Raw genomic sequence first — 17,920 nt, 5'->3', positions numbered from 1 at the left:
GTTACTCGACTTCGACAACTTCGAGGAATGGCCCGCCGATCGCAGCGACGGTGTAGTTGCTCACGGTGTTAGCGACGCCGCGGACCTCGTCGGCGTAGTCGATGAACACCCAGGGGGCTTCGTCGTGTGCGAGTTGTGCGGCCTCGCGGTACAACTGTGCCCGCTCGTCCTGATTCGTGGTCCGCTGGGCCTGCTCGACGAGGTCCATATACTCGGTGTTCGCCCACGCGGCGTTGTTCGAGGTGTTGTAGCCCTCGGTGTCCCAAGAGACCCAGTCCTGTCCGTCGGGCACCTCGACTTGCGGGTGCAAGAGGACGTAACAGAAGTTGTCCGGGTCGGCGTTGTCGGTGTACCAGCCCGCGAGCGTCGCGTCGTGGCGCCCCTGACTGGTGTAGGTGAGGTAATCCGAGAACTGTCGGTCGTCGATCGACATCTCGATACCGATCTCCGCGAGGTTCGTTCTGATCGTCTGTGCGGTCGGGAGCGGTGCGGGGTTGTAGCCACGGGGGTTCTGGAAGGTCGTCAGCGTAAAGGAGAACCCGTCGCCGTAGCCGGCCTCGTCGAGGAGGCTCTGGGCCTGTTCGGGGTCGTGTTCGTAGGGGCTGATGTCGTCGTTGTGGCCGAACAGTGCGGGTGGGATCGGCTGGTCGGCCTGCGTGGCGATTCCCGAGTAGATGTTCTCGACGATCGCCTGCGTGTCGATCGCGTAACTGATCGCCCGGCGGACGCGCCGGTCGCGGAACGCCTCGACCCGCGAGAGGTTGAACGCCATATACCCGATGTTGATCCCGGTCGCCGTCCGGTTCTCGGCGGTGTCGGACCCTTCGACGATCTGCATACTGTCGGGGTCGAGACCGTCGATGATGTCGAGTTCCTGTTCGACGAGCGCCTGCGCCCGCGTGGAGTTCTGTCCGCGGGTCAGGAACAGAACCTCGTCGACGTTCGGACCGTCGCCCCAGTAGTCGTCGAAGGCAGTGAGGCGGATGCGGTTGTTGGCGTCGTCGAGCGTCTCCAACTGGAACGGTCCGGTGCCGACCATCTCCTCGCCGAGGTTGGTGTCGCCTTCGATCGCCTCCTGGGAGATGACGACGGCCGCGAACATCGCGAGGTTGCGGAGGAACGGCGCGTACGTCTGGGTCAGGGTGATCGAGAGTTCGTAGTCGCCCGCTGCTTCGACGCTCTCGATCCAGTTCCCCAGCGTGAACGGACCGTACACCGAGGCGTCCTCGAAGTAGTACTCGTAGTCCTCGTCGACGAACCGGCGGTACGTGGCGATGAAGTCGTCGGCGGTGAAGTCCGATCCGTCGTGGAACGTCACTCCCTCACGCAGCGTGAGCGTCACCGATTCGCCGTCCATCGACCAGTCGGTTGCGAGCCCCTCGGTGAGAGACGCCTCGCCGACCTGGAAACTGATCAGCCCATCGTAGGCCTGATTCGTCACCTTCGCGACCTCGCCGCTCGTGGTGTTCTGGGGGTCCAGGGTACTCGAGTGGGCACCGCGGCCATACCGGAGCCTGGTCGTCTCCTCACCCTCGCCATCGCCGGTGTCACCCTCTGTTTCGGTGTCGCCGTCGCCGGTGTCGCCATCGGCGTCCGTTTCGGTCTCGGTGTCGTCGTTCCCGCCGCCGCACCCGGCGAGCGTGGTGATCGACGCCGTTGCGACCGTCGCGCCGCCGGCCCGCTTCAGGAAATCCCGTCTCGAGGAGTCCTTGGTGTTTGAGGCCATACCTCAGGGAATATGTTGCTAGATTAATAATACTGGCGGAAAAACAGAAAATTACTCCGGTTCTTCGTCGTGCAAGTGACAGGCAGCCGGGTGGTCGCTCTCCCCGAGTTTCGGGTGTTTTCGTTCACAAACACTCTCGAAGGTGTCCCGGAGCGTCGCTTCGGCCTGCTCCCAGCGGTCGTTCTCGAGGTGCTCGAAGGACTCCGCGACCGCCGCTTCGGCCTCTCCCGAGAGCGGACCGTCGAAGAAGTACTCGAACAGGGCCGCGTGTGCACCACCGTCTGCGACGGCGGTGGGTGTCGTCTCGGCTTCGATGCGGACCTCCGACTCGATGGCGTCGAGGTCGACGTCGCCGGCTTCGAGCCGCTGCCGGTAGAACATCACTTCGCGATACCGCTCCTGCTCGATGTCTAAGTCGTCCGGCGGGATGATCGACGGACAACGGGTCCGGAACCGGCAGTTCGAGGGCGGGTTGATCGGCGAGGGGACGTCCCCCTTGAGGATCGTGCGATCGCCGGTGTCTGCGAGCGGATCCGGTTCCGGAATCGCCGACAACAGCGCCCTCGTGTAGGGGTGCTTCGGCGTCTCGAATAGGTCGTCCGTCTCGGCCACCTCGACGATCTCGCCGAGGTACATCACGGCCACTCGGTCGGAGATGTGCCTGACGACGCTCAGGTCGTGGGCGATGAACAGGTACGTGAGCCCGAACTCCTCTTGGAGATCTTCGAGGAGGTTGATGATCTGCGCCTGGACCGAGACGTCCAGGGCCGACACCGGCTCGTCGGCGACGATGAAGTCGGGATCGACAGCGAGCGCCCGCGCGATCCCGACCCGCTGGCGCTGGCCGCCGGAGAGTTCGTGCGGGTACCGTCCGTACTGTCCGCGTTCGAGTCCGACCGCCTCCATCAACTCGAACACCCGCTCGCGGCGGCGACCCTCGGCGAGGCCGTGGATCTTCAGCGGTTCCATAATCGTCTGGCCCGCCGTCATCCGCGGATCCAGACTCGACATCGGATCCTGGAACACCATCTGCATATCCTTCCGGCGCTTCCGGAGCTCGGACTTCGAGAGCGTCCCGAGGTCGTCGCCCGCGAACACGACGGTGCCGTCCGTCGGCGGGTCCAGGTAGAGGATCGCCCGCCCCGCAGTGGACTTTCCGCAGCCGGATTCGCCGACGAGTCCGAGGGTCTCCCGCTCGCGGACGTTCAGGTCGACGCCGTCGACCGCCTTGACGCTCGGGCCGCCGCTCCCCAACACGCGATCGAGGGGACTGTCCTCCTGTTCGTAGTACTTGCGCATTCCCGTCACCTCGACGAGCGTCTCGCCGATGTCGGACTCGGTCCCGGCCTCGACGCCCTCCGTTCCGTACGCTGCCTTGTCGAACGCCTCGTGGACGCACTTCGATCGGTGATCGACGTCGGCCGGCCCGTGCTGGAGATAGGGTATTTCGCCTTCGAGACACTGGTCTTCGGCCCACGGGCAGCGAGGCGCGAAGTGACAGCCTTCAGGCATATCGATCAGGTCGGGGACGTTCCCCTCGATCGGGGTCAGCCGCTCTTTTTCCTCGGTCGGGACGGACTCCAGCAGGGTGTAGGTGTAGGGATGGCTCGGATTGTGGAAGATTTCCTCGACGGGGCCCTCCTCGACGATCTCGCCGGCGTACATCACGGCGACGCGATCGCAGGTCTCGGCCACGACGCCGAGGTCGTGGGTGATCATCAGGACGGACATCCCGAAGTCCGTCTGGAGGTCGTCGATGAGATCGAGGATCTGCGCCTGGATCGTCACGTCAAGGGCGGTCGTGGGTTCGTCGGCGATGAGGAGGTTCGGCCGGCAGGCGAGCGCGATAGCGACGAGCACCCGCTGGCGCATCCCGCCGGAGAACTCGTGTGGATAGTCGTTCAGTCGCTGTTTCGCCTCCGGGATTCCGACCGCCTGGAGCATTCTGAGGACCTCCTCCATCACCTCGTTGTCGCCGTCACGCCCCCCGACCTTCGGGAGGATCTCGCGGATGCCGTTGAGCCAGGAGTCTCGCTTTTGGCCGCCGTACCGGTGGAGTCGTAGCGACTCGGCGATCTGCTCGCCGACGGGAATCGCCGGGTTCAGCGAGGTCATCGGGTCCTGGAAGATCATCCCCATCTCGCCGCCGCGGATGCGCCGGACGGCCGCCTCGGGGGCGGCCGTCACGTCGACGACGCCATCTGAGATTTCGACGTCGTTCGGGTCCGCGCCGTCGCGGATTCGGGCCCGGGCGTCGTCGTCGACGTAGACGAACCCGTCGGCGGCGTCGTCGAGCGCCGCGGCGAGTTCGTCACCGACGGCTTCGGCAGCGGTCCGGTCATCGAGCCGATCGGCGGCCGTTCGGAGGTCGGACGCGAGGTCCGCCGGGTCCGCTACGCCGGCGAGGTCGTCGGCTATCGCCCGGAGTTCTGCCGACGTGTCGCGGACGTGCGTGCCGGCGCGGAGGTCGCTACTGATGGCCGCGACCGCATCGATCAGTTCGGAGGGGTACGGGACGAGCGCGTTGCCGAACTCGTCGAGGAGCCTGGTGGCCAGGGCCGTATCGCGGAGGGTGATGCGACCGCCGACGATCTCGCCCGGGTCGTCGACGAGGTCCATCGCGGACAGGGCGGTGACGCTCTTGCCGGACCCTGACTCGCCGACGAGGCCGACGGTCTCGCCGGCCTCGATCGTGAGGTCGATCCCGTCGACGGCCTTGACCGCACCCCGTTCTGTTCTGAACTGGGTCCGGAGGTTCGAGAGCGAGAGGAGGTTTGTCACTTTCTCTCATAGTGCACTTCCAGGAGAAATATCTTGGGGAGCGGGGAACGATTTATGGCGCTACCGGAACGCGTGCCCGTATGACCGAACCGCCCGCAGACGACGCCCCTCCGAACGTACACGCACAGGAAGGCTGGCCGGCAGTGATCGAGGATATGGAGTCGACCGCGGCCGAATACCGGGACCGCGGGTGGACGACGCTCGAACTCCACCCCGGTGACTCGGTCCTCGTCGACTCCGAGCGCCGGACGGGCATCGACGTTCTCCTCTCTGGCCCCGAGTTCGAGGAACTCGAACGCCTCGTCGAACGCCAGTCGTTCCGTGACGTCGAGGTGTTCCGCGCTGCGGGCGACGGGCTGATGTATCTGCTCGTCGCCGAGCGAGACCCCGAAACCGAGACTGCCGTCTTCGTCCCCGCTTACTACGATCCGAGCGGGGCCACCGACACCGTCGAATCGATCCGGGAGACGGGGACGATGCGGCTCTTCTGCCGTCGGCTGAACGACGACACCGTGACGTTCGTCCACGACGACCCCGAGCCGTTCCTCCCGGAACCCGTCGGCTGATCGAATAGCGAACGAACAGGGCGTGACCTCGGAGCAGCGGCATCCGTACCGGCGCACAGCGACCGGATCAGGAGAACAGCTTCTTGATCCGTGCCAAGAGACCTTGCCCGCGGTCGCCACCGCGGCGACCCGAATCGTCCTCGGTGGCGTCGCTCGCTGTACCTGCCGTCGCTCCGTTCGCGCCGGCACCCGCATCCGACTCGCCCCCGCTGCCACCACCGACTTCGATGGTTCTGGTCTCGCCCGCCTCCACGAGGTCGACCGCGCGCTCGAAGAGGCCCTCGGGATCGTCGACGCCGTCTTTCACCGATGCCCCCACGAGCGGTTTGCCCTCGAAGCGGTCGCGACTGACTGCCGTGTCGGCGGCGATGATGACCGCGTCCGCGTCGTCGATCTCGGCGGCTGTGAGCTCGTTCTGTGTGCCAACCGCGCCCTGGACTTCGACTTTGATCTCGTGGCCGAGCCGCTCGCCCGTCCGTTCGAGGTTCTCGGCCGCCATCTGGCAGTGAGCGATCCCGGTCGGACAGGACGTGACTGCGACGACGTTCATCGTGTGGTCTCCGTTAGCAGACAGTCGACTTCACGTTTCGTGCTGGCCGCGAGCGCGCGCGCTGCGAGTTCGCGCGCGTCTGCGACGGTCGTCTCGCTCACGGCTCGCTTGACTTGTGGCACTGCGACCGCGCTCATACTCAGTTCGTCGAGCCCGAGGCCGACGAGCAGTTCCGTCACGTCGGGGTCGCCGGCCATCTCGCCGCACATCCCGACCCAGACGTCGGTCCCCTGGGCCGCCGCGACTGTCGTGTGGATCGCACGGAGCACCGCGGGCTGGCGGTAATCGCCCAGCGCTGCCACGCGGTCGTTGCCGCGCTCTGCGGCCATCACGTACTGCACGAGGTCGTTCGTGCCGATGCTGAAGAAGTCCACGTGATCGACGAATGCGTCGGCGAGAAACGCCGTCGCGGGCGTCTCGATCATCACGCCGAACTCCGGGAGCGCGCCGGAGACGCCCTCGGATTCGAGGTCGGCCGCGACTGACTCCATCGTCTCGCGCGCCTGGCGGACTTCGTCGACGGTGGCGACGAGCGGGAGCATCACCGAAAGCTCTCCGCCCGCCTCCTCGCCCGCCGCACGCAGGAGTGCGCGCAGTTGCGTCTCGAAGAGATCTGCGTCGGGACCGAGCGACCGTCGGATACCGCGCTCGCCGAGGAACGGGTTCTCCTCGTCGGGCAGATCCAGGTACGCGACGGGCTTGTCGCCGCCGATGTCGAGCGTCCGCACGACGACGCGTCCGTCGGGGAACGTCTCCAGCGCCTCACGGTAGGTCTCGTACTGCTCGTCTTCGCCCGGCGGCGAATCCCGGTCGAGAAAGAGGAACTCCGTTCGGAACAGCCCGATCCCGTCGGCGCCGCGCTTGACCGCCGAGGCCAGGTCCGCTTCCGTGCCGACATTCGCGGCGACCTCGATGGGCGCTCCGTCCGCCGTCTCGACAGTACCGTTGCGGACCTCGACGGCTTCCTCGCCCGCGGTCTCCCCGCGGGTCTCCTCGTCGGGGTCGACCAGGAGGGTGCCGTCGCGGCCGTCGACGACGACGTCGGCCCCGTCCGCGACGTTCCGTAGCGCTGTGCCGACGCCGACGATCGCCGGCAGGGCGAGCGAGCGCGCAAATATCGCGGCGTGGGACGTCCGCCCGCCGGTGACGGTGGCGAAGCCGGCGACGCGCTCGGGATCGAGCTGTGTGGTGTCGCTCGGCGTCAAGCGCTCTGCGAGTACGATGCTGCCCTCCGGCAGCGACCCGAGGTCGGAGCGTTCGCCGCCGCCGAGCGCGCGCACGAGCCGATCCCGGACGTCGCGGAGGTCGTCTGCGCGCTCGGCCATTCGCCCCTCCATCCCCTCGAACTGCTCGATGAACTGCTCGAAGGTACGATCGACCGCGTGCCCGGCCGGGAGTCCGTCGTCGATCGCGGCTTCGACGCCCTCGGTGATCTGCGGATCGTCGAGGAACTGAACGTGGGCGTCGAACACTTCGGCTTCCGCCTCGCCCAGGCGCGCTGCGGTGCGCTCGCGTTCGGCGCGGATCTCCTCGCGCGCCGCGTCGCGCGCCGTCTCGAACCGCTCGCGCTCGACGTCAGCGTCGATCGTCTCCGGGTCCGGCGGAGACCCGAGTTCGGCGTCGGGCGCGTACCAGACGGCGGTGCCGACGCCCGACAGCGGGGTGGCGCCGACGCCGGAGAGTCGACGCTCGGTCATCGACTCAGCCTTCGCCTTCCGGCGTCGAGAGGATGCGTTCGAGTTCGTCGAGCGCAGCCTCGGCCTCTTGGCCCTCCGCGACCAGTCGCACGTCCTCGCCCGCGGTGACGCCGAGTCCCGTGATTGCGAGCATACTCGCCGCGTTCACCAAGTCGCCGTCGACGTGACCCACCTGGATCTCGATATCGTACTCGCTCGCCGCCTCGACGAAGTTCGAGGCGGGCCGCGCGTGGAGGCCGTCTTCGGGCACGACGGTGACGACGCGCTCGGGCATCAGTCCATCGCCTCCCGAACGGTGTTCTGGACGGTCTCTGCGTCGTCGGCCCCGAACAGCGTCTCTCGAACGTCTTCGTGCATCAGTGCTCGCGAAAGGGAACTCAAGATGTGTAAGTGTTCCTCGGCTCCCACCTCGGGCACGAGGATCAGAAACAGCAAGCGCACGGGCTCGTCGTCCACCGCGTCGAAATCGAGGCCCGAGCGGGAGCGGGCGAACGCGACCGACGGCTCCGCGACGGCCGCCGTCCTGGCGTGTGGGATCCCGATTCCCATTCCGACGCCGGTTGGGGCCACATTCTCGCGCTCACACAACGCGTCGAACGCGGCCCCTCGGTCGGAGACGCGGTCGTTGGCCGCGAGGAGACCCAGAAGGAACTCGATCGCGGCCTGTTTACTCGCCGGCGGGTCCGAAAGCGCGATGTGCGCTCGCGGAAACAGCCGGTCGATGTCGTCTTCGAGCATACCTGAGCAGATGGGTGTTCGCGAAACTCACGAGAAAACGAAACGACGCGACAGCGCCGTTATTCGAGTCGATCGATGATCGCGTTCGTGACGTCTTCGGTCCCGGCGTCGCCGCCGAGGTCGGCCGTCCGCGGACCGTCTTCGAGCACGGATTCGACCGCGTTCCGGACGTTCGCGGCCTCGTCGTCGTAGCCGAGGTGTTCGAGCATCATCGCCGCCGAGAGGATCGCCGCCGACGGGTTGGCGACGCCCTCGCCCGCGATGTCCGGGGCGGTCCCGTGGACCGGTTCGAACAGCGCGTTGTCGGGGCCGACGTTCGCCGACGGCAGTAGCCCGAGGCCGCCGACGAGGCCGGCCGCGAGGTCCGAGAGGACGTCGCCCGCGAGGTTCGGACAGACGACCACGTCGAACTGCGTCGGGTCCAGACAGACGCGCGTCGCGAACGCGTCCATCAGCACTTCTTCGGTCTCGACGCCCTCGGACTCGGCGACGTCGACGACGGCGTCGCGGAACCGGCCGTCGGTCTCGCGCATCACGTTCGCCTTGTGGACGACCTGGAAACCGTCCTCCTCGCGTTCGTCGACGTACTCGCAGGCGAACTCGGCCAGTCGCTCGGACGCGGAGGTCGTGACGACGCGCGTCAGCGTCGAGAGATCCTCCGAGAGTTCGTCCTCGTGGCCCGCGTAGACGCCTTCGGTGTTCTCACGCAGGAAGACCAGATCGGTCTCCGGGCGCACCGCGTCGACGCCGGGGTACGCTCGCGCCGGGCGGATGTTGACGAACGATCCGACGGCCTCCCGAAGCGGGAGGATGACGTCGGCGGCCGTCTCGCCGGCCGCGCCGAACAGCGTCGCGTCGGCCTCGGCGACGGTGTCGTAGGTCTCCTGGGGGAGCGCCTCGCCGGTCGCTTCCTTGACGGCGTCGCCAGCCTCGGCCTCGACGAAGTCGAAGTCGCCGACGGCTTCGAGCACGGAGACGGCCGCGGGAACGACCTCTCCGCCGATGCCGTCGCCTTCGATGACGACGATCTCCTCAGACATCGACGTAGGGGAGTTCGGCGGCTTTCTCGGCGACTGCGTCGGCGTTGGACTTCATCAGCGCCGTCGTGTCCCAGACGCCCTCGGTGAGCGCCCGTCGCTGGGCGTCGTCGACCGTCGCTTCGATCGTCGTTTCTCCGTAGGTGACGGTCTCGGCTTCGACGTCGACGTCGATCTCGCCGTCGGGGTTCTCGTCGATCCACTCTTGCAGGGCGACGATCTCCTCGTGATCGGCCGTGACCGTCGGGATACCTAACGCGAGGCAGTTGCCGGCGAAGATCTCGGCGAAGGACTCGCCGACGATGGCGTCGATCCCCCAGCGCATCAGCGCCTGCGGCGCGTGCTCGCGAGAGGAGCCACAGCCGAAGTTGGCGTTGACGGCGAGCACCGAGGCGTCCTGGAACTGCGGTTCGTTGAAGGGGTGGTCCTTCGGGTTGTCGTCCTCGTCGAACCGGAGGTCGAAGAACGCGAACTCGCCGAGGCCGTCGAACGTGACGACCTTCATAAAGCGAGCCGGGATGATCTGGTCGGTGTCGATGTCGTTCCCGCGGATGGGGACGCCCGTCCCCGTCACGGAGTCGATTTCTGGGATTTCGTCGGTCATGCCAGCGTCACCTCCTTCAGTTTGCGCACGTCAGTTACCTCGCCTTTGATCGCCGCCGCGGCGACCATTCGCGGGTTCATCAGGACGGTACGGCCGTCTTTCGAGCCCTGCCGTCCGATGAAGTTCCGGTTCGAGGAGGAAGCGGACGCCTCGTCGCCCTCCAGTTGATCCTCGTTCATCCCGAGGCACATCGAACAGCCCGCGTTCCGCCACTCGAAGCCGGCGTCCTCGAAAATCTCGTCGAGGCCTTCGGCTTCGGCGGCAGCCTTCACGCGCTGGCTCCCGGGGACGACCATCGCGCGGACGTCCTCGTGGACCTGTCGGCCTTCGACGACGTTCGCGGCCCGACGGAGGTCGGGCAGGCGTGCGTTCGTACACGAGCCGAGGAAGGCGACGTCGATCTGATAGCCCTCCATCGTCTCACCAGGGGTGACACGCATATGCTCCTGTGCGCGTCGCGCGGTGTCCTGTTTGTCCTCCGGCAGCGACTCGGGCTCGGGGATCGGCTCGGAGATGCCGACGCCCTGCCCGGGCGTGGTACCCCACGTGACGACGGGTTCCAGTTCGGAGCCGTCGATCGTGACGACGTCGTCGTACTCGGCGTCGTCGTCGGAGCGGATCGACTCCCAGTAGGGCTTGAGTTCGTCGAACTTCTCGGGGTTCTCCTGGAAGTAGTCGGTGTTTTCGAGCCACTCGTAGGTGGTCTCGTCGGGGTTGACGTAGCCCGCGCGGGCGCCGCCCTCGATGGACATATTACAGATGCTCATCCGACCTTCCATATCGAGGTTCTCGATGGCTTCGCCGGCGTACTCGTAGACGTAGCCGACGCCGCCCTCGGTACCGAGACGACGGATCACTTCGAGGATGACGTCTTTCGCCTCGACGCCCGGGCCGAGTTCGCCCGTGACCTCGATCTTCCGGACGTCTTTCTTCTCCATCGCGACGGTCTGGGTCGCGAGTACGTCGCGGATCTGGCTCGTCCCGATCCCGAACGCCAACGCGCCGAACGCGCCGTGCGTCGAGGTGTGAGAGTCGCCGCAGACGATCGTCTTACCGGGCTGGGTGAGTCCCTGCTCGGGCCCGATGACGTGGACGATCCCCTGATCGCCCGAGTTCGGGTCCGAGAACTGGATGCCCGACTCGCGGACGTTCTGTTCGAGTTCGGACATCATCTCCTCGGCGGCGTCGTCGCGGTACGGACGCGACTGATCCGACGTCGGCACGATGTGATCGACCGTCGCGTGCGTCAGTTCGGGATAGGCGACTTCCAGATCGCGCTCCTGCAGCATCCCGAACGCCTGCGGACTCGTCACCTCGTGGATGAGGTGGAGGCCGACGAACAGTTGCGTCTGTCCGGTCGGCAGTTTGGAGACCGTGTGCTCCTCCCAGACTTTGTCGTACAGCGTTCCCTCACTCATCTACATCACCGCGGGTTGCCGTGTATACCTGTGTCACTGTCATTTCCGTCGTTCAGTCGTCAGCGGCCGCTTCGGCGGCTTCGGCTTCGTCGCCCTCGTCGGCCCACGAGAACAGGTCGCGCAGCGGTGCGCCGACCTCTTCGACCTCGTGGGTCTCCTCGGCGTGCTTCAGCTGGGTGTAGGACGGTCGGCCGGCCTGGTTCTCCGCGATCCACTCGCGGGCGAACGTGCCGTCCTGGACCTCTTCGAGGACCTCCTCCATCTGCTCGCGCGCGTGCTCGTCGATGATGCGGTCGCCACGCGTCAGGCCGCCGTACTCGGCGGTGTCGGAGACGGAGTCCCACATATTGGAGAGGCCGCCTTCGTACATCAGATCGACGATGAGCTTCAGTTCGTTCAGACACTCGAAGTAGGCCATCTCCGGGGAGTAGCCGGCGTCGACGAGCGTCTCGAATCCCTCGCGGACGAGCGCGGTCATCCCACCGCAGAGGACGGCCTGCTCCCCGAAGAGGTCGGTCTCGGTCTCCTCGCGGAACGTCGTCTCGATGACGCCGGCGCGAGTACAGCCGATCGCGTGCGCGTACGCGAACGCCTCGTCTCTCGCCTCGCCCGTCTCGTCCTGGTAGACGGCGACGAGACCGGGCGTGCCCTGACCGGCCTCGTAGTTCCGGCGGACGAGGTGGCCCGGCGACTTCGGCGCGACCATCGTCACGTCGACGTCTTCGGGCGGGCGGATCTGGTTGTAGTGGATGTTGAATCCGTGTGCGAACTGGAGCGTGTCGCCCGCGTCGAGTCCGTCCTTGATCTCCTCGAAGACAGCCGGCTGGACGGTGTCGGGGACGAGCACGGAGACGATGTCCGCCTCGGCGGCTGCGTCGGCGGGCGTCTCGACGCGCAGGCCGTCCGCTTCGGCGGCGGCGCGCGAGGAGGAGTCCTCGCGCAGGCCGACGATCACGTCGACGCCGCTGTCTGCGAGGTTCTGAGAGTGCGCGTGACCCTGGCTGCCGTATCCGAGTACGGCTACGGTCTTGTCGTCGATGTATGAGCGATCCGCGTCGTCGTCGTAGTATACTGTCGTGTTCAGGTCTGTCATTGTGCGTTTGTGGGTTGTGTGGGTTCGTCTGCTGTGCCTGGCTTCTCGCCCGGCACGGTCGCCTGATCGCCGCGCGCCAGCGCCGTGTATCCCGTTCGGGCGATCTCGATGATGCCGAACTGGCGGAACGCGTCGATCGCGTCGTCGATCTTCTGTTCGTCGCCGGTGAGTTGGACCGTGATGGTCCGCGGTCCGGCGTCGAGCGTCTGTCCGTCGTACATCTCCGTGACGGCGTGGACCTTGTCGGGGTCGTCGCCCTCGACTTTCAGGAGGACGAGCTCGGTCCGCACGGCGTCGGCGTCGAGTTCACCGACGGAGATGACGGGCTTGAGTTTGGCGAGTTGCTTCTCGATCTGGTCGATCCCCGGATCGGGCTCTTCGACGACCATCGTGATCCGCGAGTGGTTCTCGACGGTGGTCGGCCCGACGGTGAGGCTCTCGATGTTGAACTGCCGGCGGGAGAACAGCCCGGAGACGCGCGAGAGCACGCCCGGGTCGTCCTCGACGAGCGCCGAAATGACCGCACGCCGCGGTTCGTGTTCGGCTTCCGCCTCGGGGTCGATACGGATCCCCTGGGAGTTACGTCGCCCTTCGGGGTGCGGGCGCTCTTCGGGGGCCGGTCCTTGCAGTCCGTGCTTGGGCAGGTCGTCGTCAGAACTCATAGCTGATCATCCGTCAGAGCGAATTGTCCGTTCGCGCCGCCAGAGGGAACCATCGGGTAGACGTTCTCCGCCGGGTCGATGTGGAAGTCGATGACGGACGGACCGTCGTATTCGAGGGCCTCCTCGACGGTGTCTGCGACTTCGTCGTAGTCGTCGACGCGGAAACCGCGCGCGCCGAACGCCTCTGCGAGTTTGTCGAACTCGGGACACCAGTTGTACTCGGCGGCCATCCGACGCCCCTCGAAGAAGGCGTCCTGCCACTGGCGGACCATCCCGATGTACTCGTTGTTGAGCACTGCGACGGTGATGTCCAGTTCCTCGCGGACCGCGACCGAAAGCTCCTGAATCGTCATCAGGAACGAGCCGTCGCCGTCGACGCAGACGACTTCCTGGTCGTCGTCGGCCGCGATTCGTGCACCGATCGCCGCTGGCAGTCCGTAACCCATCGTCCCGAGCCCGTGGCTCGACACCCAGGTGCGCGGCTCGCGGTACGTCCAGTACTGGGCGGCCCACATCTGGTGCTGACCGACGCCGGTCGTGACGATGGCCTCGTCGGAGGTGGCCTCGTCGAGGACCTCGACGACGAACTGCGGCTTCAGCGGTTCGTCGTCGGGCGTCGCGTAGTCCATCGGGTACTCGTCTTTCCACGTCTGGACCTGTTCGCGCCACTCGTCGGCCTCGGGGGCCGTGTTGATGGCGTCGTCCAGTTGGTCGATGACGATCCCCGCGTCGCCGACGAGCGGGTAGTCCGCGTAGACGTTCTTCGAGATCTCCGCGGGGTCGATGTCGACGTGGATGACCTCCGCTTCCGGCGCGAACGTGTCGATGCCGCCGGTCAAGCGGTCGTCGAAGCGCGTCCCGACCGCGATGAGGAGATCGGTGTGGGTGATCGCCATATTGGCGTAGCCCGTGCCGTGCATCCCCGCCCACGAGAGACAGAGATCGTCGTCCTCGGGGAACGAGCCGATGCCCGGCATCGTCGTGACGACCGGGATCTCGTAGTCGCGTGCGAACGCGCGGGCCTCGTCGGTCGCGTCGGCCTTGATGACGCCGCCACCGAAGAGCAGCAGCGGCCGTTCGGCCGCCTCGATCGCGTCGGCCGCGGTCTGGACGTCGCCCTCGTCGGCGACGTACTGCGGGCGCGTCGTCTCCGGCGGCGCTGCCGGACCGGGCTCTGCGTCGGTCTCGCCAAGCGTGACGTCCTTCGGGAGGTCGACGAGCGTCGGCCCCGGACGGCCCTCGTCGGCCAGCGCGAGCGCTTCACCGACGGTGTCGCCGACGGTGTCGGCGTCGCTCGCGAAGTAGTTGTGCTTCGTGATCGGCGCGGTGACGCCTGTGGTGTCTGTCTCCTGGAACGCGTCGGAGCCGACCATATCCGAGGGAACCTGGCCGGTGAGCGCCAGCAGTCCGTCGGAGTCCATATTCGCGTCGGCGATGCCGGTGACGAGGTTGGTCGCTCCCGGCCCCGACGTCGCCAGGCAGACGCCTGGTTCGTTGCGGACGACGCTGAACGCGTCGGCGGCGTGGGCTGCACCCTGCTCGTGCGCCATCGTGACGTGGCGGATGTCGGAGTGATACAGCGCGTCGTAGACGGGCATAATCGCCCCGCCCTGGACGCCGAACGCGGCCTCGACGCCCTCGTTCTCCAAGGCGCGAATGACGGACTCGGAGCCGGTCGTCACGGGCGACTGCGTCGTCTCGGGCTCGTCTGCTTCCTCCGCGTCCGGTGGTGCCTGCTTACTCATCGTGCATCACCGCCGTCTGCGGGCGCGTTCGCGGGTGTCGTTCGTGGTCGATACGTCGATGGTCGTGTGGGTCGAGCGTGGTGCTCCATTGGCCTTGTGTAACGGTCGCTGGTGGGTTAGTTGGCGGGCGCGTACGGGAACCGAAAATCGAAAATTGGGTGTGAGGGGCTAGGCGGCCCCTACAATACGCACGTCGACGTCGAGCATCTCGACGTCGGCCGACTGGAGCACACGCGCGACCTGCGCCGCCGCTGCAGCGGCAGCCGTCGCGTCGGTGGTCCGTCGTCGCATCGTATCCCACAGATTCGTCTCGCCCGTAATGAACGTTTCGCGCCGCGGGTCCGTTTCGGGAGGTCGGTCGGCGGCGCACCCGTGGCTCGTCGATTCGAGCAAACGGGGCGCGCGCCATCAGGCGCGGACCTCCTCCTGTTCTTCGTCCTCGCCTTCCTCGGCGCGTTCGACGCCCGACTCGCGGGCGAAGCGCGTCAGCACGTCGACGGTGACGCGCTCTTTCTCGGCGCCGTAGTCTTTGACGCGGCGGGTGATGTCGCGCACTTCCGCGTCGGTCGGCGTGAAGCCCGACTCCTCCAGTCGCTTGCGGACGGAGTGAGTCCCGGTGTGCTTCCCGAGGACGAACTCGCGCTGGGCCCCGACCATATCGGGCGTCATCACACCCGGCTCGAACGTGTCCGTGTTCTCGATGACGCCCGCGGCGTGGATGCCGCTCTCGTGTGAGAAGGCGTTCCGTCCCACGACCGGCTTGTTGGCCGGAACCGGGATGTCGCTCGCCTCCTCGACCATCCGCGACAGTTCGGTGATTCGTGTGGTGTCGATCCCCGTGTCGACGTCGTACAGCGACTCCGCCGCCATCACGACCTCCTCGAAGGCGGCGTTGCCGGCGCGCTCGCCGATGCCGTTGACGGACACCTGCGCCTGCGCGGCCCCGGCCTCGAAGCCGGCCATCGCGTTCGCGGTGGCCAGCCCGAAGTCGTCGTGAGCGTGGACGTCGATCTGCGCTTCGGTGTGTTTTCTGATCTCGCGGATCAGACTCGCAAAGCGCGTCGGCGTCGCGACGCCGGTGGTGTCGGGGACGTTGACCCAGTCGACGCCCGCCTCGTCGACGGCGCTCAGGATCTCGGCTAAGAAGTCGACGTCGGTCCGGGTGGCGTCCATCGGCGAGAACATCGCCTGGGCACCTGCCTCTTTGACTCGTTCGACGCTCTCGACCGCGCGCTCGACGGCCTCCTCGCGGGAGGCGTGCATCGAGTCGGCCAGCTGGACGTCGCTCGTGCTGACGAAGACGTGGACCAACTCGACGCCGGAGTCGAGTGCGGCCTCTACGTCTTTGTCGACGACGCGAGCCAGCCCGCAGACGGTCGTGTCCGTCGCGGCGGCGATGTCGCTGACGGATTCGAACTCGGCTTCGGAGTTCACCGGGAATCCCGCCTCGATGACGTGCGTCCCCATCTCGTCCAGCGTCGCCGCGATGTCGCGCTTCTCGTCGTAGCTGAACGAAGTGCGTGGCGACTGTTCGCCGTCGCGGAGCGTCGTGTCGAAAATCCGTACGTTCTCGATCTCGGATTCAGTTATTTGGGCTAATGTGCCCTGGAAGAACTCGACCAGCCGGGGTGTCCGACTGAGCCTCCATGTCGTCGTTAGACATTGTGTCTGTTCACTACCCGGAAAGACATTAAAAGGTTTCGCTGTCAGGGATCTGATCCCGGGACAGCGCATCCGAGCATCGCCGATCTCTGAGTTGCCGAGCGGGCTCCGTACCTGCTTCTCGCGGTGGTTTCGCGGACAGACGCGGCTACAATCGAACGCGGCCGTCGTCCACGACCCGGACCGTGTGAGGAGTGGCCGTTTGGTGCAAATTCCGCCGCGAGTGCGGCCAATTGCCCACCTGAACTACTCGCGCGCGGCGTTGGGTGGACGAACGTTCAGGTGCGCGCGTTGCGGGAGGGCCGCTCGAACAGCCACGTCTGTGTGGCCCATCAGATGAGGGACGCCGAGACGAGAGAGAATAATAACTTTTCTTACAAACCCCGGGAGAACGCGTCCGAATCCTTTTCGTGCCGGTCTGCGTGGCCCCTGGTATGAGCGACTTCAACCTGAACCTCTCGGAGGCCGAAGAACACCTCGACGAAGAGGGAACCGGCAACGTCGTGCTCGGCGTCCTCGACGGCTCTACGGACCCTGACGAGTGGGTCCGGTCAGTCGAGGCGGGTAACGTCCTCGTTCTCGCCGTCGAGGGCGACCTCAACGAACTCGCGAAGGGCTTCGCCCGCCCGGTCAGAGACATGGACGGCACGCTCACGCACTTCCGGGATTTTCTGATCGTCTCCCCGTCTGGCGTCGACATCAACACCGACCGACTCTAATCGACGCTGAACGGTCTCGCCTTCGCGTCGGGTCTCACGATCCTACAATCACTCACCTGACTGCGGTGGCACGAACGTCAACACGTGCCCGTCGTCGTCGACGACGCGGACGCCCTCCTCGACGTCCGTCGGCCCGACCGCCCAGGGCGCGCCGGCTTCGACGGCGGCCGCTGCGTCTCCTGTCGTGAATGCGAGATCGACGTGGAGGCCGCCGCGAGCGTCCGCGATGCCGAGTTGTGGCTCCCAGAGTTCGAGGTCGACGGGTCCCGTCAGCCGGACGCGGCGTCGCGTCTCGCCGCGGTCGACGACCTCGAAGCCGAGCCGTCGGTAGCGTGCCTCCGCCCGCGACAGATCGGTCACTTCCAAGACGACCTCGAAGACGCCCGTGAGCGGCGGCACGTCGTCGGTGTCGTTCTCGACGGCCGCTGCCTCGGTGTTGTCCTCGGCGGCCGCTGTATCGTGAATGCCGCCGATCTCGACGCAGTGACCCGCGGGGTCGTAGACGTACAGCGAGTCGCTGGAGCCGAACGAGAACTCGACGGGGTCGAGATCGGCGAGTCGGCGTCGCCAGCGAGGATACGCCGCTCGCGTCGTGGCAAACGCGTAGTGCGTGTGAACCCCCCCGCGCGGCTGCGCTGTGGGTCGGCGGAGCACGAGGCTCGTGGGGTCGGCGTCGGCTCCCTCCACGGCCGCCCCGCTGGCAGACGCGCCCACGTCGTAGAGGACGTGCGACTCCGACGCGGATCCGGGCGCTGCCTGGAGACCCAGCCGGTCTTCGTAGAACGCGCGCGTCGCGTCGAGATCCTTCACTTCGAGGCCGAGTCGACGGAGGCCGCTGAGCATATCTGCCACTCGGGCGGCAACCGTGAAAGGGCTACTGTCGACCCGGGTAGACGGACGTTCGAGTTCACAGTCCGCACAC

At 66.6% G+C, this 17,920-nt stretch carries 17 protein-coding genes; 2 read left to right on the top strand and 15 right to left on the bottom strand.

Going from position 1 to position 17,920, the window contains the following annotated elements:
- Nucleotide 1: 1 nt before the first annotated feature.
- Together NO362_RS12755 and NO362_RS12750 are read right to left on the bottom strand one after the other, a co-directional pair.
- Nucleotides 2-1,726, bottom strand: a complete 1,725-nt coding sequence (locus NO362_RS12755) for an ABC transporter substrate-binding protein (protein WP_256545567.1) — start codon at nt 1,724-1,726, stop codon at nt 2-4.
- A 51-nt stretch (nt 1,727-1,777) separates the two neighbouring features.
- Nucleotides 1,778-4,507, bottom strand: coding sequence for an ABC transporter ATP-binding protein (locus NO362_RS12750; RefSeq protein ID WP_256545566.1), 2,730 nt, complete (start codon nt 4,505-4,507; stop codon nt 1,778-1,780).
- An 80-nt stretch (nt 4,508-4,587) separates the two neighbouring features.
- On the opposite strand from NO362_RS12750, the gene NO362_RS12745 reads away from it, so the two are divergent.
- The gene (locus NO362_RS12745; protein WP_256545565.1) at nt 4,588-5,073 is read left to right on the top strand and encodes a DUF7529 family protein; all 486 of its coding nucleotides are present in this window, start codon (nt 4,588-4,590) and stop codon (nt 5,071-5,073) included.
- Between the two features lie 67 nt (nt 5,074-5,140).
- On the opposite strand, the gene NO362_RS12740 is transcribed toward NO362_RS12745, so the two are convergent.
- The 12 genes from NO362_RS12740 to NO362_RS12685 all read right to left on the bottom strand — a co-directional run bounded on the left by NO362_RS12740 (nt 5,141) and on the right by NO362_RS12685 (nt 16,351).
- Nucleotides 5,141-5,623 carry a PTS fructose transporter subunit IIB gene (locus NO362_RS12740; protein ID WP_256545564.1) on the bottom strand — a complete coding sequence of 161 codons (483 nt, stop codon included), beginning with the start codon at nt 5,621-5,623 and terminating at the stop codon, nt 5,141-5,143.
- The gene (ptsP, locus tag NO362_RS12735; RefSeq protein ID WP_256545563.1) at nt 5,620-7,320 is read right to left on the bottom strand and encodes a phosphoenolpyruvate--protein phosphotransferase; all 1,701 of its coding nucleotides are present in this window, start codon (nt 7,318-7,320) and stop codon (nt 5,620-5,622) included. The genes NO362_RS12740 and ptsP overlap by 4 nt, the downstream gene beginning before the upstream one ends.
- Before the next feature lie 4 nt (nt 7,321-7,324).
- A complete protein-coding gene (locus tag NO362_RS12730) occupies nt 7,325-7,594 on the bottom strand; it encodes an HPr family phosphocarrier protein (protein WP_256288944.1) in 270 nt (89 codons plus the stop codon).
- Nucleotides 7,594-8,070 (bottom strand): PTS sugar transporter subunit IIA, encoded by a 477-nt coding sequence (locus NO362_RS12725; RefSeq protein ID WP_439331174.1) that lies wholly within the window; start codon nt 8,068-8,070, stop codon nt 7,594-7,596. The genes NO362_RS12730 and NO362_RS12725 overlap by 1 nt, the downstream gene beginning before the upstream one ends.
- A gap of 47 nt (nt 8,071-8,117) precedes the next feature.
- Nucleotides 8,118-9,098: a 3-isopropylmalate dehydrogenase gene (gene leuB / locus NO362_RS12720; RefSeq protein ID WP_121569461.1), complete on the bottom strand. Its 981-nt coding sequence runs from the start codon at nt 9,096-9,098 to the stop codon at nt 8,118-8,120.
- Nucleotides 9,091-9,699: a 3-isopropylmalate dehydratase small subunit gene (leuD, locus tag NO362_RS12715; RefSeq protein WP_256545561.1), complete on the bottom strand. Its 609-nt coding sequence runs from the start codon at nt 9,697-9,699 to the stop codon at nt 9,091-9,093. Before leuD ends, leuB begins: the two co-directional genes overlap by 8 nt.
- Nucleotides 9,696-11,117: a 3-isopropylmalate dehydratase large subunit gene (gene leuC / locus NO362_RS12710; RefSeq protein WP_121569459.1), complete on the bottom strand. Its 1,422-nt coding sequence runs from the start codon at nt 11,115-11,117 to the stop codon at nt 9,696-9,698. The genes leuD and leuC overlap by 4 nt, the downstream gene beginning before the upstream one ends.
- A gap of 52 nt (nt 11,118-11,169) precedes the next feature.
- Complete coding sequence (ilvC, locus tag NO362_RS12705; protein WP_256288940.1) at nt 11,170-12,210, bottom strand: ketol-acid reductoisomerase; 1,041 nt, start codon at nt 12,208-12,210, stop codon at nt 11,170-11,172.
- Entirely contained in the window at nt 12,207-12,872 is a 666-nt protein-coding gene (gene ilvN / locus NO362_RS12700; RefSeq protein ID WP_121569457.1) for an acetolactate synthase small subunit, read from the bottom strand. The genes ilvC and ilvN overlap by 4 nt, the downstream gene beginning before the upstream one ends.
- The gene (gene ilvB / locus NO362_RS12695) at nt 12,869-14,617 is read right to left on the bottom strand and encodes a biosynthetic-type acetolactate synthase large subunit (protein ID WP_256545560.1); all 1,749 of its coding nucleotides are present in this window, start codon (nt 14,615-14,617) and stop codon (nt 12,869-12,871) included. The genes ilvN and ilvB overlap by 4 nt, the downstream gene beginning before the upstream one ends.
- A gap of 168 nt (nt 14,618-14,785) precedes the next feature.
- Nucleotides 14,786-14,908, bottom strand: coding sequence for a hypothetical protein (locus NO362_RS12690; RefSeq protein ID WP_256545559.1), 123 nt, complete (start codon nt 14,906-14,908; stop codon nt 14,786-14,788).
- 117 nt (nt 14,909-15,025) lie between these two features.
- Nucleotides 15,026-16,351, bottom strand: a complete 1,326-nt coding sequence (locus tag NO362_RS12685; RefSeq protein ID WP_256288937.1) for a LeuA family protein — start codon at nt 16,349-16,351, stop codon at nt 15,026-15,028.
- A gap of 362 nt (nt 16,352-16,713) precedes the next feature.
- Here NO362_RS12685 and NO362_RS12680 point away from each other — a divergent pair, with 362 nt between their 5' ends.
- Nucleotides 16,714-16,998 carry a DUF5779 family protein gene (locus NO362_RS12680; RefSeq protein ID WP_121569453.1) on the top strand — a complete coding sequence of 95 codons (285 nt, stop codon included), beginning with the start codon at nt 16,714-16,716 and terminating at the stop codon, nt 16,996-16,998.
- 48 nt (nt 16,999-17,046) lie between these two features.
- Here the strand turns inward: NO362_RS12680 and NO362_RS12675 are convergent, their stop codons facing one another.
- Complete coding sequence (locus NO362_RS12675) at nt 17,047-17,841, bottom strand: VOC family protein (RefSeq protein WP_256545558.1); 795 nt, start codon at nt 17,839-17,841, stop codon at nt 17,047-17,049.
- Nucleotides 17,842-17,920 lie beyond the last annotated feature (79 nt).

Origin of the sequence: Halobellus inordinatus, assembly GCF_024498335.1 — an archaeon.
Classification (GTDB): domain Archaea; phylum Halobacteriota; class Halobacteria; order Halobacteriales; family Haloferacaceae; genus Haloquadratum; species Haloquadratum inordinatus.
The sequence above is the reverse complement of the archived record's forward strand: the minus strand, read 5'-3'. Positions and strand labels throughout refer to the sequence as shown.